Below are 16,351 nucleotides of genomic sequence, written 5' to 3'. Positions count from 1 at the left end.
GCGGTGTGGGTGCGCCGCGGCCCTGAGAGGCCCGCTGCGCGCTGCCGCAAGTGGTGAGGGTGGATCCCACGGTCCCGCTCGCGGATTCCGCATGGGCGGTGGCCTGCCTCCTGGGCCGTCCCTTTATCGACGGGTAGCGCAGCGCCCACCGAAGGCAACGGTGCAGCGGCGCTCCGTGTCCTCACCCGGTCCCGGCGCGATGCGCCGGGCTGCGGCTTGCGGGCCGGCCATTGCCTTCGGTGGGCGCCGCGCTCCTGGTCCGTCGAGACGGCTCCAGGAAGCAGGTTTTCCCACCACCAACGCAGAAAGGCGTTAACCATGAGCAAGACCGAAACCCTCACCACCCGCGGCAACAACAGCCTCGAAGCGGACGTTCCCTCCGCACCTCCCGAGACTCACCAGGAAGCAAGCATTGCCCTGCGGGCAGGAACCGAAGAAGCAAACCTTCAGTACTTGACGCTGCGGTGCCTGCGGCTGGATGAGCGCAACGTGCGCAAAGACGAGCCCACCGAGGCGGAGATCGACGAGCTGGCTGACTTGATCGATGCGCAGGGCCTGCTGCAGAACCTCTCGGTGCTGGCCTACGACAGCCCCCGACGCGGCAAGGGTCGCGACAGCAAGCGGCTGTTCACACATGGCGTGATCGCGGGGGGCCGGCGCCTGCGGGCGCTGAATGTGCTGGTCAAACGTGGGCGCATCACGCTGGACTTCGAGGTGCTGTGCGCCGTGATCCCTGCCGAGCGGGCCATTGCGGTCAGCATGGCCGAGAACCAGGGCCAGAAGCCGATGAGCGTCGCGGACACCGTGCGGGCGTTCGCGGACATGGTGGCGGCTGGTGCCGGCATCGAGGACATCGCCGTGTGCTTCGGGCTCACGCCGCTGACCGTCAAGCGCCGGCTGAAGCTCGCCACGGTGTCGCCCAAGCTGTTTGCGCTGTACCGAGCTGGCGACATGAATATGGACCAGCTCATGGCGCTGTCGCTGGCTGACACGCACGAGAAGCAGGAAGGCGCCTGGGAATGCCTGCCGGCCTACAGCCGCAGCCCCAGCGCCATTCGCAACGTGATCGTTGGCGAAAACGTGCGCGGCTCGGTCGTCAAGTTCGTGGGTCTGGAAGCCTATGAGCAGGCGGGCGGCCATGTCATCCGCGACCTGTTCAGCAACGAGCAGGGTGACGCGGAGCACATCGGCGATCCTGAGCTGATGCAGCGGCTGGCGATGGAGCGGCTGACGGCCCTGGGGGCGGCCGAACAAGACAAGGACGGCTGGGCCTGGGTCGAAGTGGCCTTCGAGTACGACTACGAGGTCAGGCAGCGGTATTGCGAAGCACCCACGCAGCAGCACGAGCCCTCGGCCGAGCAGGCGCACTCGCTGGGCGACCTTCAGCGCGCGAAGGACGATGCCGAGGACAAGCTCGAAGCCCTGTACGACGCGGACGATTCGGACGCGGATAGTTCCGACCTCATCGAGGCGCTGGAAGAGCAGACGCAGGCCTATCAGATGCAGATCGACGCCATCGAGTCCAAGCTTGCCTACTGTCCTGCGGAGGTGATGGCGATGGCGGGTGCGCTGCTGACGCTGGGCCCGGACGGCCGTGTGAACGTCAAGCGCAATCTCATGCGGCAGGATGACTACAGGGCGTGGCGTGCCAAGGCGACGAAGCCTTTGACCCGAGGTGCGGCTGCCGATGGCGAAGGCCCGGGCGACCAGGAGGCGCCTACCAAGGGGGTGTCGTCCACGCTGCGCATGGAGCTGACTGCCTACAAGACGGAAGCCTTGCAAGTCGCGCTGCTGCGCAATCCCGAGGTGGCACTGGCGGCACTGACGCACTCGATGGCCGTGCCGCTGCTCTACGAGAGGGCCTCAGCGCAGTACGAGTCGCCGACCGCCCTGGGCGTTTCGGTACGCAGCCCAAACTGGCAGCTGTTGCAGATCGCGCCCGCGATGGCCGACAGCCCCGCGCACAAGAGCCTGCAGACCGTCGTCGATGCATGGCGTGTGCGCTTGCCGGCCGACCCGAAGGACCTGATGGCGTTCATGCTGGAGCAGTCTGTCGAGACGCTGCAGGAACTGCTGGTGGTCTGCACGGCGCTGACCACGCATGCGCTGCACGGGTCGGCCCATGCCAAGCCTGCCCAGGTGCTGGCCCAGGCCGCTGCGCTCGACATGGCCGACTGGTGGGAAGCCACAGGCGACACCTATCTCGGCCGCGTGCCCAAGGCGCTGATTGGCCAGGCGCTGTCGGAAGCGGGGCAGGGCGACGCCGTGGGTGAGGTGTTGAGGCTCAAGAAGGCGGAGGCGGTCGGGATGGCCGAGGGCCTGTTGGTGGGCAAGCGCTGGTTGCCGGAGCTGCTGCGTACCGAAGCCTGACGGGGCCAGGGCAGGGGGCTTTGCCCCTTGCCCGATTTCTGGCGTTTAGCGTTGGCGCCGCCGAGGCGTTGCCTGGGCGGCGCGCGGCCCGTTCCCGCGCCGGCATTGCCGATCTGGCCGCAGGCCTGTTCGGCTTTGCCGGCGCCCGCCACGCCCGTAGCCGGGCCGCTTGAAAGCCAGACCGCTACGCGGTGTGGCATCGGCTGATCCTGCGAAGCAGGTCACGGGCCGCAGGTGCGGCCCGCACCGCGCCGGCCGCCACGGCGGCCGGCGCGGGCGGCTCTTTCAGGCGTTCCCCCTGGACCGCCGCGGAAACACTCCCTAGGGCGTCGCTGCGCGACCTGGCGAGGCGTGCTGCGCACGCGTGGTTCCGGTGGGCGGCCCTCCCGTGCTCGGGGACCGCGGGCCGCTTTCCTTCCCACTGCGTGTGAACGGCCCGCTTGGCGAACTGGCCGGTCCTGATCGGCTGCGCTGCGCGCCTGGCCGGCCAGATCGCCACCCCTCGCACTCGCCAAGCCCGTAGCCGGGCCGCGAAGACCGAGAAGTGCTCGCAGCGGCTCGACCGTCGCGCCAGTCGCTGCGCTTGGTGTCACGCCGGCCGCGGGGTCGCCACTGCTCGAGAGATGCGGGCGACTTCGTTGCAACCGCTGCGCCAGRCGAGCTGGCACATCGGCCGCGGGGCTCCGTCGCCCGTGGAGGGGCAGCCTGTGCGCTGGCCGTCCCACCGCGCTCCCCCGCAACCCCCGTCCCTGGGTGAGGGGGACTTGCGGGGGATCTTTATACGGTGGGCCGGGAAACCGGCGCACTGCTTCGGCTGCGTTCAAACCCGACCCCATCCCCAACCCCTTCCCATGGGAAGGGGCCATGCCCACCCCCCGCCCGCCCGTGGGCGGGTGCGAGGAGTCCAAGTGAAGGATCTTCATGTAGGGCAACCAACCCGGAGCCCGGCTGATCTTTCACGAGAGGAGATTGGTCATGGCCAACGTTCTAGTCATTCAACGCAATGCCCACCTCGCGGGACCGGTGGTGGTTCAGTTCGTCCCGCGTCCTGAAGGCCGCATCACCAAGGCGACTGTGACGGCGATCAGCAATTCGGTGCGCGGCTCTGGCGACGCTCGGGAAGAGACGGCCACCGCCATTCAATGGACGCTGTGGGGCAGCCTCGCTGAGAACGCTGCGGACTTCTTGGGCCGTGGCTCGCACGTGAACATCGTCGGTCGCGTGCGCAACAACAACTACGAGAAGGACGGCGCGACGGTCTACGGCATGGAGTTCACGGGCGAGGAGATCGACTACCTCGATACCCGTGCCGAAGGCGAGGCGCGGCGCACCCATTCCAGCGATGCACGACGGCCGGCGCATGCCGATGCCTGACCCCATCGGGGCGGGCTTCGCAGATTGCGTTTTGTCCGCCCTTCGAAGCCATCAACGATCGAAGGAATCCATCATGTACTCGACCCATCCCACGCTTGCTACCCGTTTTTCTGGCCGCACTTCGCGCACGCTGCGCAGCGATGAACCCCTCACAGAGGACCAGATGCGCGCAGCAGCGCCGTCCATCTTTGCGGCGGGCAAGCATGTCAGCCGCTCGGAGCGCTACACCTACATCCCGACCATCGACGTCCTGCGCGGCCTGCGCAAGGAAGGCTTTGAGCCTTTCATGGTGGCCCAAGGCTCCAGTCGCGTCGAAGGCAAGACGGAGTTCACCAAGCACATGATCCGCATGCGGCATGCCGGGCAGGTCCAGACCAAGCCCGAGGCCAACGAGATCATCCTGATCAACAGCCACGACGGTGCGAGCTCGTACCAGATGCTCGCGGGCATGTTCCGCTTCGTCTGCTGCAACGGCTTGGTGGTCGGCGACGTCGTGGATGACATCCGCATCCCTCACAAGGGCAACATCCAAGACGAGGTCATCGAGGGCGCGTTTCGCGTGCTCGACGAGTTCGAGGCGGTCGAAGCGCACGCAGAGGCCATGAAGGCACTACAGCTTGAAGCGCCAGAGGAGATGGCGTTCGCCACTGCAGCTCTCGCGCTGCGGTTCGGCGAGCGGGTCGTGGAGGAAACCGGTGGCCATCGGCCGGCGCCGGTGACAGCTCAACAGCTCATCCAGGCGCGCAGGCCTGAAGACGCCGGCCACAGCCTGTGGACGACGTTTCAGCGTGTGCAGGAAAACGTGATCCGTGGTGGTCAGCCTGGCCGCAGCGCCCAGGGCCGTCGCCTGCACACCCGCCCAGTTGGCAGCATTGATCGGGGAGTCAGTCTCAATCGTGCGCTGTGGATGCTCGCCGAGGAGATGCACAAGATCAAGGCGTGTTGACGGTGATGCGCTGGATTCACCCTTGAATCCAGCGCGTTGAAACTGCCGAGATCGCCTGAGCATCGTCGGAACGCCGCTGGACTTCTTGGTGGAGGCCGCCCATGACGATGCTCTTTGGCAAGCGCTATGAATCACCAAATCCCGGCGCGACGAAGGCCTCTTGTAATGCAAATGCACTACAATTCATCCATGAAGACCGCGACCATCCCAGCAGTTCGCGTGGAGCCCGATCTCCGTGCGGAGGTAGAGGCAGTCCTCAACGAGGGCGAGTCGCTGTCGGAGTTCGTAGAGGCCTCGGTGCGCGCCCATGTGCATCGGCGCCAGGTCCAGGCCGAGTTCATCGCCCGCGGACTGCGTTCGCGGGACGAAGCGCGCCGGACGGGCGAGTATGTGGAGGTCGACGTCGTGCTCGGCAATCTGCAGCGCAAGATGGACGCCGCGCGGGCTCAGATCGCGAAGAAGCGCAAGTGAGCTTCAGGGTCAGGCTGACCCGTGCGGCCGAGCGGGATCTCGAAGAGCTGTTTGATTTCGTGCTGGAGCGGGAGCTCGCCAAAGACGGCGGAAACCTCGAGCTGGCCAGCGACGCTATTGACGCGCTGCGCGCGGGTATCGCGACGCTCAAAACGTCGCCATTCACCTGTCGCAAGGCAGCGCAGAGTCCCTTTCTTCGCGAGCTGATCGTGCCATTCGGGCGGTCGGGTTACGTGGTGTTGTTCGAGGTCGAGGATGCGTCCACTGTGACCGTGCTGGCGGCGCGGCACCAGCTTGAAGACGACTACCACTAGAGGGTGGCGGACCCATGGGCGCGTACCTGACAGAGGGGTGCCGTCTGGCTTCAAAGGGCAGCCAACGCAAACTGCCAGGCAGTCCAAGACTGAAGAGCATCCTTGAGCGACACCATTTCAGCAGGGAACGACCGATCCAGCTCGGGCGCGTATTGGGTGCAGTTCAGCTCCATCATCAGGATGATCCAGCGGCGGAGGAATGCATCCGCATCGGCTCTGGCATCGATCCGCACGGAAAGTTCACAGCTGCCGTCACCGTACATGACTAGGTCGACGCGATTGCCGTTCTCGGGCCCGTAAACGGACCAGCCTTTGAGCATCTGCCAAGGGGGGTCGAAACTCTCGGCGAGAACGGTCTGAGCGCGGCGACTCAGCAACGAGGGCAGCGTTTGGTCGCCGTACTCGAAGACGGCAGTAACCTCGAATTGCTATGCCGCCATGGAGGAACTATGAACTCACGGCGGTTGGTGAAGCAATAGTATTATCAATATTGGCGGCGATGTACAAGGATCATCGACGCCAACGGCGAGCGTTCGTTGCCGATAGTTTGTTTCATGGTATTTTCCTTCCAGAAGGTGATGCCTGCTTGCGCATCGCCTGTGAGATTTAAAGCCATATCGCATCTGGGCCRCAATATTTGCTCCACATCCGACAGAGTGGCTGATTGAAAAAAGTAGAACTCAAACTTGTCCCACTTGATCTTGGATTGACAAGCCACCAGCCTGTTGAAACGACCGGAGCTGGGAAGTTCCAATTTTTCCACGAGCCGATCGACAACGATGGGACCTGCTTCAATCGCCCACTGACAGTTTTGTGGATATTTCTGATATCTGTCAACATGAATTATATGAGGAGAGCCGGCTCTCTCTATGCATAATATTCCTGCGCCCCTGATTCCCCCATTGTTGGCGTTTCCGGATAGAGGGGAAATGTTCAGGCCATTCTCAACAAGTAAGCCTGAAGGTTCGAAGGGGTCTTCGCTGCCAAAGCCTCCGCTGACTAATGCCCATGCGGCATTCTTGGGTGGCCGCAACTTCTGCGCTATGTCCTGCCCAATAGTAATAAGCGTAGGGATGCCCGTTCCGCTTCTTCGAGCTCTGCTAGTGGCAATTACGCTGAATTCAACAAGTCCAAGGTCGATTTGGAGGACGACGAAGGGGCTGGCTAATCGCCCGTCTCGCTGGTTCGACCAGCTAAAGTCATCTGCCGCAGAACAGGGGCGGCCTGCCAAACAGGAAACGAGACAGAATGCAATGGTCTTTTGGATCTTAATCATTTGCTTCCCGCCGGAGCCGAGCTTGCAGCCGAAACTTGTTGTGAGGATCGCTTGACTTTGATTTCCTTCAATGATTTCCTTACGGTAACTTGAAGGCTACTGCTCAAATTCCAACATTCCAGTGCAGCGAATGCTTTGTCGTTAAGAATGACCCACACGGTGGCCTTTTTGTTCTGTGAGACTATGGCAGCCGCTTGTTTGTCCATTTCCCATACATCCGCTCCCATTTCGAAGGATTCAGCTGGCGGATATGCGTTTGCGGAAATGCGCTCTTTCTCATTCCTGAGTACATACACTTGAAAGATTTTCTCTCGCAGTGCTCGATTCGCGTCATCCGACTCCTTTGACCCGTTTTTGCATGGTTTAGTCAGTGGGACTCGTTTTGCCTCAAAATTGATATTGAATTGCTGGCCAACCTGAATTGGGAATGAGTAGATCGGTGATCTGTCGTCACCGTTTTTGGTCCAAGTCTGCTGGAAAAGTTGCGTGAAATCAATGCGGTCATTGTTGTCGGCAACTAAGGCTGAAGCCGCCTTTTCTATTTCGTCGGCGAAAAAATCATCGACCGATATGCTCTCAATTACATGGCGTGAGTACGGTTGGCTCCACGAGTTCGGGATGAGTTTTAAGTAGATTCCGAGAAGTAATGGATATGCAAGAGGCCCAACTCCAAAAAAAGCAATCGCATACAAAACGGCTTTGATTCCCAGTTTGTCTATCAAAAGTTCAAGGTATTGGCCAATTTTGGGAATTTTCCCAAGAGCCTTTGCAATTTCACTTTTTTTCAAATCGAGTTGGATTTGCTTGATTTCGAGCAAGGCATCACTTGCTTCTTTGGCGGCCTTCTCAGCTCTGATCGCAGTGCTGCGAGCCACTTTTGTGGCGTCCGAGGGGGATTTAGGGTCCGACGCTTCAGTCGGCTCGCGTTTCGTCACCACAGAAGAAGCCCTCGCAGATTTCGTGCTGATGGGATGACGATAGCTTCGGCCCACACTAGTAGGAAGCTGCTCCTGGGGTGGCTTCAACACATCTGATGAAAAGTGGGGGCTACCTGCTATCCCTCTCGATAGGCCGGCGCTAGTCGATGATTCGCCCAATGTCAGTGGCCGACCATGGTCATGGCTATGGCGTAGCCAATGTACGAGGCGGCCACGGCTGTTGCTAGATGCGTCCACCAATAGAAATAGGACGGCTTTGTGTCAGCTACCAATCGCTTTACAGCGTCGCCCAGCTCGATCTTTATAAGCTCGCGAGCCGTTGTCTGCATGGCACGCAACTCTTTCTCACGCGCGTGCTTGACCAGCTCGTCAGCGCGGCGGGCGATGTGCTTCACGGCGCGAACTGCGGCGCCGTCCGCAACAGCCGCGACTCGGCTCTCTGCGTTGGCCGCATTGCGTGCCAGCGCTTCGCCGGCCTTGGTCAGTTCCTGGCAGGCCGTCTCAAGCGCGGGTTTGACGGCCTCGAGCCGATCCAGCAGCGTCGCCATGTCGCCGAGCGCCTCGGCAATTAACGCCTCGCGCGCGCTGCTCGTCACGCTGTTTGCCTTACCGTCTGCGCGGCTGTGCATTCGGAGCGCCCAGGCACAACGCAGCGAAGCACGCATCGAGCTCCGGTACCACGCCACTGGCCAGCCTCCGAGTAGCCAGCTTTTGCGCAAGCGCCAGTTTCGCGGCCGATTCCTTTGCGTTGGCGATCAGCGCTTTGTAATCAGTGTTATCGGCTGCCAGCGTCGGAAGGTCCGCGTCTGCCTTGGTCAGTCGCGCATAGATCTCGTTCTGCCCAATCTGGCAGGCCAGGTCGGCGGTGGCAATCGGCTGCTCAGCCAGGAATGCAAGCACAAAGTTGAACGCTGGCGAGATCGACGCCGAGACCTCGACCATGTTGAAGACGAGCTTCAGGCGCTGCGCCGAAACGCCCAATCTGGAAAGCTCCACCAACGTGGCGATCGTGTCTTGCTGCTGCTTCACCGGTGGCACCGTAGGGACGATGAAGTAATCGAAATCCTCCTGGCTTCCGCGATACCGCTGCATCAGTGCAAGGAGGTCTTCGACATTGCTTGCGCCGATGTCGACGACCGCACTGTCGACAGTCTGCAGATACTCCTGCAGCTCTCCGAACTGCCTCCCGCGCAATGCAGGCCCTTGGGCGTCTCCGGCGTTAAGGCTCTCGATGGAGATCAGCTCAGCACCGCAGATGCGGGGCATCAGCAGATGCTTTGAGATCGTCGTCTTGCCGACGTTGCCTGAGAAGTTGATCACTGCGATTTTCATCGTTGCTCCTTTGCACGGATGAGAGGGTTGGCGATGTGGCGCTTGCGGAAGGCCTCGGCGACGTCCTTGCCGCTGGGGCCGCCAGTGGAATGGACGGCATCTGACGGTGCTACCGGTGCATCCTCTGCACCGGTGGGCGCTGGCTTGCCGTAGGGGCGGTTTTCGTGGACCTGCTGCGTTGTTGTGCTTAGGTAATGGGCTGGTCTTGCCGCCTCTCGCTGCACTGTCCGATTGCTCACCTGGACGCCCACTGCGGCCAGCGCTTCCCTGATCGCTTCAAACGTGTATCCCTGTGCCCGCAGCGTTCGGATGTCGTCCGCATAACCTCGCGCCTTGCGCGTGCTACGTCCTGGTGGGTTAGCGGGAACGAGTTTCAAGGCCGACCATCCGGCTGTTGTTTGGCGGTTGATGCGCAGTTGCTGGTCAAGTTGCGCGGTCTTAGCGTGGCACTTGGTCACCCTCTAAGCACCAGTTAGTCAGTGCAAGCGCAGACGTTGGTCACAGTGCTACAGATGAGACAAGCCTAGTGGGGCGGCGGCCACGCTCGTCCGCTGGATTTCGGCCTAAATCCAGCGGCTGGGAGGCCTTGGATCAGCCCAATACTTCATTCATTGGTGAGTGCAGAGATAGGCGGCCTGCCGCCGATTTCACAAGCGCTTCGCGCCCCTCCATTCGTCGGCTCATGAACACCACTGCCCACGACTTCGTCACGGTCGATATGCGCGGCTTAAAGGCCGCGCTGGTGGCTCGCGCGCAGGCTGAGCGAGTCAGCGTGTCGGTGCTGGTGCGTGGCGCTGTGGCGCGCGACCTCGGGCTTGTGGTCGATGCACCGGCCGGCGGCATGGTTTTGCCTGGCGCAGGTCGTGCAAGCGGCGCCAGCGTCAAGCTGTCGATTCGGATGTCAGCCGCGGAGGCTCGTCAGCTCGCTGCGGGCGCGCGCTCTGCGGGCCTCTCGCGAGGCGCTTACCTAGCAGGCCTCGTCGCCAACGTGCCCGTGCTGTCTGCAGGTGGCGGCCGGACCGAACACATCGCCACCCTGATGGCGTCCTGCGCCGAGCTGTCGACCCTCAGTCGAAATGTCCATCGCCTGACGGCACTGCTGCGGCAGGCCAACGTGGAGCCGGCCAGGGCCTATCGGGAGATGTTGAACACGATGGCCGGCGACGTTCGCCGGCACCTCGAGTCGGCCGCCGGCGTCTTGGCCGACCTGCAGCCACAGAGCCGCAGCGCGCGTCCCACAGATCGATCACCACAGTGACGAAAGGTGTTCGCCATGGCCCAACCCCCCAACATCGACGGCGTCCTGATCACCTGGGGCGACCGCCTGTTCTACCCGGGCAACCGGATCGTTAAGACGCAGCCGCAACCCCGGCTGAGCGGCGACGCGGCGCGAGCATGTGCTGCCGCCATACGGCAGCGCATCGAGGCCACGGTGACCCGGCGCGCACCACAGGTGATGGTCAAGGTGACGGGCGGCGGCCGCGGGATGAAGGCCATTGCCGCGCACTTTCGCTACATCAGCAAGAACGGTCGCCTCGAGATCGAGGACCAGCGCGGGGAGACGATGCAGGGCAAGGACACATTGCGCGACCTGGCGGACGAATGGCGCTTCGGTGGTTCCCTGATCCCCGATGACGCCGAGCCTGGCCACAGGCGTGAGGCTTACAACATCATGCTGTCGATGCCGCGCGGGACAGACCCATTGAGCGTGCACAGAGCTGCGCGTGAGTTTGCCCAGGCCGAGCTGGCTGACCACAAGTACGTGCTGGTCCTGCACGACCATCAAGCCAATCCGCATGTGCACCTCAGCGTGCGGGCGGAGTCCAGGCACGGCAAGCGGCTCAATCCGCGAAAGTCGGACCTGCATCGGTGGCGCGAAACTTTCGCCGAGAAGCTGCGCGGCTACGGCATCGAGGCCGAAGCGACAAGGCAAGCGACTCGGGGCAGAAGCCAGAACTTCGAGCCGTTGTGGCGCGTGAAGGCGGGGGAGGGTGGTCGACTGCGTACCAGCAGGCCTGCAGTCAAGAGTGGCTTGCGGGCCAGTGCAACAAGGGCTGAAGCTGTGGGCGCCTGGAAGGAGTTGGGCAAGGCGCTTGCCATGTCCAAAGAGGCGGCCGACCGCAGCCTTGCAAGGTCCATCGCTTCGTTCCTGCGAGACATGTCGCTTGAACCCATATCCCCGCAGCGCCTGGAGCCGGAAGTAGCAACGCCGCCGAAATCAATCGACGTCGGTTCGCGCGGCTGAGCGCAAACCGTGGCCGTGTTGGCACGTTGGAGCATCGTGCTGCGACCGCTGGTTGGCGAGTTTTTCCCTGCGTTGGCTCACATGGCGAGCCATGCCGTTGCCACCAACGGCAACCCACGCAGACCAGCCCGGGCGGGCAGCCAGCAGGGCATGATGAAATCCACCGCCCGAGACCGCCGGTCAGCCCGCTCCAGCCCCGTCGAAGCCCCTTTCGCCGCCTCTCCGTTCCTGCCGCCTCCATGCCCCTGACTCTCTCTCAGCTCGAACGCCACCTCTTCAAAGCCGCCGACATCCTGCGCGGCAAGATGGATGCCTCCGAGTTCAAGGAATACATCTTCGGCATGCTCTTCCTGAAGCGCTGCTCAGACGTGTTCGACCAGCGCCGCGAGCAGGTCATCGCCCAGCAGGAGGCCGCCGGCCACAGCCGCGTTGACGCCCTCGCCAACGCCGAACTCAAGCGCTGGTACGGCGAGTCCTTCTACGTGCCGCACAGCTCACGCTGGCAGTTCCTCGTCAACGAGGCGCATGACGATGTCGGCGGCTTCCTCAACCGCGCGCTCGGCGGCCTGGAGTCCAACAACTCCAGCCTGGCCGAGGTGCTGGAGCACATCGACTTCTCGCGCAAGGTCGGCCAGAGCAAGATCCCCGACATCAAGCTGCGCCAGCTCATCAGCCACTTCAGCAGCTACCGCCTGCGCAATGAAGACTTCGAGTTCCCCGACCTGCTCGGCGCCGCCTACGAATACCTGATCGGTGAGTTTGCCGACAGCGCCGGCAAGAAGGGCGGCGAGTTCTACACGCCCCGCTCCGTCGTGCGCATGATGGTGCGCCTGCTCAAACCCGAACAGCGCCACAGCATCTACGACCCCTGCGTGGGCTCCGGCGGCATGCTCATCCTGGCCAAGGAATACATCGACGAGCACGGCGGCGACGGCACCCGGGCCGACCTCTGCGGTCAGGAGGCCAACGGCACCGTCTGGTCCATCGCCAAGATGAACATGTTGCTGCACGGCATCTCAACCGCTGACCTGCGCAACGAAGACACGCTGGAGAAACCCGAGCATGTGGAGAACGGCGAGCTGATGCGCTTCGACCGCGTGCTCTCCAACCCGCCCTTCTCCATCAATTGGGGCAGCACCGACACCGACCGCGCCGGCCAGTCCGTCTGGGCGCCCCGGTTCGCCGCCGAGCGCTTCAAGTACGGCCAGGTGCCGCTGGGCAGCAAGAAGGCCGACCTGATGTTCCTGCAGCACATGCTGGCCGTCACCCGCGACGGCGGCATGGTGGCCACCGTCATGCCGCACGGCGTGCTGTTCCGCGGCGGCGAGGAGCGCGCCATCCGCGCCGCCCTCATCGAGGCCGACCTGCTAGAAGCGGTCATCGGCCTTCCGGCCAACCTGTTCTACGGCACCGGCATCCCCGGCTGCGTGCTGGTGCTGCGCCAGCGCCGGGGTAACGAAAGCGGCAAGCCGCCTGAGCGCCAGGGCCACGTGCTGTTCATCAACGCCGACCGCGAATACTTCGAGGGCCGGGCGCAGAACCACCTGCTGCCCGAGCACATCGAGAAGATCGTCAACACCTTCGAGAGCTTTGCCGAGGTGCCCGGCTTCAGCGCCCTGGTGTCCAACGCCACGCTGCGCGAGAACGACTTCAACCTCAACATCCGCCGCTACGCCGATAACGCCCCGCCGCCCGAGCCGCACGACGTGCGCGCCCACCTGCTGGGCGGCGTGCCCAAGGCCGAGGTGCAGGCCAAGACCGCCTTGTTCAGCGCGCACGGGCTGGACCCGGCCGCGCTGTTTGTCGACCGCGACGCCGCCTACTTCGACTTCCGCCCGGAACTGGCCACCCGCCAGGCCCTCAAGCCCGCCGTCGAGACGAATGCCGGCCTGCTGGCCCGCGAGCAGGCCGTGCGCAGCGCCTTCGCCGCCTGGTGGCAGGCCCACAGCCCGCGCATCACGGCCCTGGCCGGCCAGCCCAGCATGGTGGGCCTGCGCACCGAGCTGCTGCACAGCTTCAGCGCCGAGCTGGAGCCCGTCGGCCTGCTCGGCCGCTTCCAGGTGCGCGGCATCGTGGCTGGCTTCTGGGACGCCGCCAAGTACGAGTTCATGACGCTGATGGCGCGCGGCGCCAAGGGCGTGGTGGACGCCTGGCGCACCAGCATCCTGACCGCGCTGGACGACGAGCAGAGCAAGGCCAATCCGCTGGACCACAAGCTCGTCAGTTTCCTGATGGCCGATTTCGTCCAGGCCCTGGCCGAGCTGGAAGCCCGCAAGGCCGAACTGGACGGGCAGATCAAGGCCGCCGTGCCCGACAAGCCGGAGGATGGCGAAGAAGCCGAACCGGACGGCGACGAGGCCGAAGCGGCGGTGGACGAGGAGCAGCTCAAGGCCTTGAAGAAGCAGCTCACCGTGCTGAAGAAGCAGATCAAGGAGAAGACGCAAAGCTTCTCTGAGCGGCTGAACGCGGCGGTAGATGCGCTCGACGAAGCTGGTGCCGCCACACTGTTGCTGGCAGTGATGCGCCGGGACATGGAGGTGATCCTGGAGCGCCACATCGGCGCGCAGCGGCAGCAGGTGGTGGCGGCGTTCGAGAACTGGTGGGACAAGTACCGGGTGACGTTGACCAGCATCGAGTGCGAGCGCGAGCGTGGCGCACAAGCCTTGCGCGGTTACTTGTCTGCCTTGAGCTATGTCTGAGTCCTTCCGTCATGCGACCGTGGAGTCGCTGGCTGGGCCATGGAAGGGCTCGATCAAGATTGGACCGTTCGGCAGCCAATTGAAGCGGGAGGACATGGTCGAGCATGGCCAAAAGGTCTATGGGCAGGAGAATGTGATTGCCAACGATTGGTTGGCAGGTGATCGGCGCGTTTCCAGCGCGAAGTTCAACGCACTGCGGTCATGTGAGCTGCACCCGGGCGACGTGGTGCTCTCAATGATGGGGACCGTTGGAAAGTGCGCCGTATTTCCGCCGAGTGCAGAGCCAGGCCTCATGGACTCGCATCTACTTCGGATTCAGCCCAACCCGGAGTTGGTGACGCGAGAATTCTTGACGACTGTCCTTCAGGCCGAAAACGTGGTTGGACGGCAGGTATCCTCGATGAGCCATGGCAGCATCATGGCCGGCCTGAGTTCGTCAATCGTGCGCAGGTTCGTCGTGCCACTTCCACCGCTGAATGAGCAACCAATGCTCTCAGCGATTCTCGACACCCTCGACAGCACCATACGCCAGACCGAGGCTATCGTTGAGAAGCTCAAGCAGGTCAAGCAGGGGCTGCTGCACGACCTCCTGACCCGAGGCATAGGCGCCAACGGCGAACTGCGCCCGCCGCAGAGCCAGGCGCCCCGCCTCTACAAGGAATCTCAGCTGGGCTGGATTCCAAAGAGCTGGAACGACTCCGATTTGGAAAGCCTTGTCGCCGCGCCTATCTGTTACGGCGTCGTGCAGGTCTTCTCCTTTGTTCCGGATGGAGTACCCGTTCTGGCGATCAAGGACCTACTCGGCGACTACGTCACTGGCATTCATCGGACGGCGAGATCAATCGACGCCGCGTACTCGCGCAGCAGAGTCAAACCGGGAGACGTGCTTGTGTCGATCAAGGGAACCATTGGGCGCATCGGTGTTGTGCCTGATCACTATGTGGGCAACATCAGTCGAGATATGGCTCGACTTCGACCCGGACCGATGATCCGGGCTGACTATTTTGGGCAGTTGCTCCAATCACCCATGGGCCAGCAGATCCTTGGTCTGGCGCAGGTTGGCACCACTAGGGCTGAACTTTCCATCGCTCCACTCAAGAAGCTGCGTTTCGCTTTACCCGAACCGAACGAGCAAGCCTTGATTGAGAGGGTTCTTTCCGATCACGATCAACAGCTGAGGACGGAGGGATCCACTTTGTCGAAGCTGAGAACGTTGAAATCCGGCCTCTTGGATGACCTCCTTACCGGCCGCGTCCGCGTCACCCCGCTGCTGACCCCAGCCTCCCCATGACCAGCCCGCGCCCGCCCTCGCTGACCCCGCCACCCGAAGGCTATGCCGATTGGCTGGCTGAGCTAAAGGCGCGCATCCACGGCGCGCAGCAGCGCGCGGCGCTGGCCGTCAATCAGGAGCTGGTGCTGCTGTACTGGCAGATCGGCTGCGACATCCTGGAGCGCCAGGCGCGCGAGGGCTGGGGCGCCAAGGTGGTGGGCCGGCTGGCGCACGACCTGCGCACGGCCTTCCCCCACATGCAGGGCTTCTCGCCGCGCAACCTGAAGTACATGCGCGCCTTTGCCCAGGCCTGGCCGGAGGCCGAATTTGTGCAAGAGGTGCTTGCACAACTGCCCTGGTACCACCAGCTGGCGCTGCTGGACAAGCTGCCCGGGCCCGAGACCCGCCGCTGGTATGCGAGCAAGGCCATCGAACATGGCTGGTCGCGCAATGTGCTGGTGATGCAGATCGAGACCCGCCTGCTGGAGCGCAGTGGCCAGGCGGTGACCAACTTCTCGGCCAGCCTGCCCAAGCCACAGTCCGACCTGGCCCGTGAGTCGGTGAAGGACCCCTACCGTTTTGACTTCCTGGGCCTGACCGACGAGGCGCAGGAGCGCGAGATCGAGAACGCCCTCGTCCAGCACGTCACCGACTTCCTGCTGGAGCTGGGTACCGGCTTTGCGTTCGTCGGCCGGCAGGTGCTGCTGGACGTGGGCGGCGACGAGTTCTTCATCGACCTGCTGTTCTATCACCTCAAGCTGCGCTGCTACGTGGTGATCGAGCTGAAGGGCGGCAAGTTCAAGCCCGAGCATCTGGGCCAGCTGGGCTTCTATCTCACGGCCGTGGACGCTCAGGTCAAGCACCCGCAGGACGGCCCCACCATTGGCCTGCTGCTGTGCAAGAGCAAGAACAAGGTGGTGGCCGAGTACGCGCTGCGCGACAAGGCCCAGCCGCTGGGTGTGGCCGAGTATCAATTGGTGGAATCATTGCCGCCGGAATTGCTGAGCAGCCTGCCAAGCATCGAGCAGATCGAGCGTGAGCTGGCGGGCGCCGATGCGCCAGAGGGGCCGCAGAGCCCAGGCACCGACACGGACAACACTTAGCGCAAGCCAGGGA

General features: G+C 63.2%; 16 protein-coding genes. 10 read left to right on the top strand and 6 right to left on the bottom strand.

The genetic code is table 11. The annotated features are described in order from the left end of the window. Positions 1-318 precede the first annotated feature (318 nt). The 5 genes from ACXJKM_RS25870 (at position 319) to ACXJKM_RS25850 (ending at position 5,475) form a co-directional block, all read left to right on the top strand. A complete protein-coding gene (locus ACXJKM_RS25870; protein WP_457356069.1) occupies positions 319-2,370 on the top strand; it encodes a ParB/RepB/Spo0J family partition protein in 2,052 nt (683 codons plus the stop codon). 975 nt (positions 2,371-3,345) lie between these two features. Beyond that, positions 3,346-3,744, top strand: a complete 399-nt coding sequence (locus ACXJKM_RS25865; RefSeq protein ID WP_457356068.1) for a single-stranded DNA-binding protein — start codon at positions 3,346-3,348, stop codon at positions 3,742-3,744. Positions 3,745-3,817: 73 nt separating this feature from the next. Further along, the gene (locus ACXJKM_RS25860) at positions 3,818-4,690 is read left to right on the top strand and encodes a DUF932 domain-containing protein (protein ID WP_457356067.1); all 873 of its coding nucleotides are present in this window, start codon (positions 3,818-3,820) and stop codon (positions 4,688-4,690) included. Between the two features lie 189 nt (positions 4,691-4,879). Continuing rightward, entirely contained in the window at positions 4,880-5,161 is a 282-nt protein-coding gene (locus ACXJKM_RS25855) for a YlcI/YnfO family protein (protein ID WP_457356066.1), read from the top strand. Next, positions 5,158-5,475: a type II toxin-antitoxin system RelE/ParE family toxin gene (locus ACXJKM_RS25850; protein ID WP_457356065.1), complete on the top strand. Its 318-nt coding sequence runs from the start codon at positions 5,158-5,160 to the stop codon at positions 5,473-5,475. The genes ACXJKM_RS25855 and ACXJKM_RS25850 overlap by 4 nt, the downstream gene beginning before the upstream one ends. 50 nt (positions 5,476-5,525) lie before the next feature. Here the strand turns inward: ACXJKM_RS25850 and ACXJKM_RS25845 are convergent, their stop codons facing one another. The 6 genes from ACXJKM_RS25845 to ACXJKM_RS25820 form a co-directional block, all read right to left on the bottom strand. Continuing rightward, on the bottom strand, positions 5,526-5,852 hold the full coding sequence (locus tag ACXJKM_RS25845) for a hypothetical protein (protein ID WP_457356064.1): 327 nt from the start codon (positions 5,850-5,852) through the stop codon (positions 5,526-5,528). A gap of 107 nt (positions 5,853-5,959) precedes the next feature. Continuing rightward, a complete protein-coding gene (locus ACXJKM_RS25840; protein WP_457356063.1) occupies positions 5,960-6,751 on the bottom strand; it encodes a hypothetical protein in 792 nt (263 codons plus the stop codon). Next, positions 6,748-7,776, bottom strand: a complete 1,029-nt coding sequence (locus ACXJKM_RS25835; RefSeq protein ID WP_457356062.1) for a hypothetical protein — start codon at positions 7,774-7,776, stop codon at positions 6,748-6,750. The genes ACXJKM_RS25840 and ACXJKM_RS25835 overlap by 4 nt, the downstream gene beginning before the upstream one ends. A 74-nt stretch (positions 7,777-7,850) precedes the next feature. Beyond that, positions 7,851-8,285, bottom strand: coding sequence for a hypothetical protein (locus ACXJKM_RS25830; protein WP_457356061.1), 435 nt, complete (start codon positions 8,283-8,285; stop codon positions 7,851-7,853). A gap of 10 nt (positions 8,286-8,295) precedes the next feature. Further along, entirely contained in the window at positions 8,296-9,021 is a 726-nt protein-coding gene (stbB, locus tag ACXJKM_RS25825) for a StbB family protein (protein ID WP_457356060.1), read from the bottom strand. Then, on the bottom strand, positions 9,018-9,398 hold the full coding sequence (locus ACXJKM_RS25820; RefSeq protein WP_457356059.1) for a hypothetical protein: 381 nt from the start codon (positions 9,396-9,398) through the stop codon (positions 9,018-9,020). Before ACXJKM_RS25820 ends, stbB begins: the two co-directional genes overlap by 4 nt. Before the next feature lie 305 nt (positions 9,399-9,703). On the opposite strand from ACXJKM_RS25820, the gene ACXJKM_RS25815 reads away from it, so the two are divergent. From ACXJKM_RS25815 to ACXJKM_RS25795, 5 genes are all read left to right on the top strand, one after another. Next, positions 9,704-10,279: a hypothetical protein gene (locus ACXJKM_RS25815; protein ID WP_457356058.1), complete on the top strand. Its 576-nt coding sequence runs from the start codon at positions 9,704-9,706 to the stop codon at positions 10,277-10,279. Between the two features lie 15 nt (positions 10,280-10,294). Continuing rightward, complete coding sequence (locus ACXJKM_RS25810; protein ID WP_457356057.1) at positions 10,295-11,266, top strand: relaxase/mobilization nuclease domain-containing protein; 972 nt, start codon at positions 10,295-10,297, stop codon at positions 11,264-11,266. Positions 11,267-11,505: 239 nt separating this feature from the next. Continuing rightward, on the top strand, positions 11,506-13,965 hold the full coding sequence (locus tag ACXJKM_RS25805) for an N-6 DNA methylase (RefSeq protein ID WP_457356056.1): 2,460 nt from the start codon (positions 11,506-11,508) through the stop codon (positions 13,963-13,965). Continuing rightward, positions 13,958-15,256 (top strand): restriction endonuclease subunit S, encoded by a 1,299-nt coding sequence (locus ACXJKM_RS25800; RefSeq protein WP_457356055.1) that lies wholly within the window; start codon positions 13,958-13,960, stop codon positions 15,254-15,256. Before ACXJKM_RS25805 ends, ACXJKM_RS25800 begins: the two co-directional genes overlap by 8 nt. Further along, positions 15,253-16,338 (top strand): PDDEXK nuclease domain-containing protein, encoded by a 1,086-nt coding sequence (locus tag ACXJKM_RS25795; RefSeq protein ID WP_457356054.1) that lies wholly within the window; start codon positions 15,253-15,255, stop codon positions 16,336-16,338. The genes ACXJKM_RS25800 and ACXJKM_RS25795 overlap by 4 nt, the downstream gene beginning before the upstream one ends. Positions 16,339-16,351 lie beyond the last annotated feature (13 nt).

The sequence above is a fragment of the Roseateles sp. P5_D6 genome, assembly GCF_054049415.1.
The sequence above is the reverse complement of the archived record's forward strand: the minus strand, read 5'-3'. Positions and strand labels throughout refer to the sequence as shown.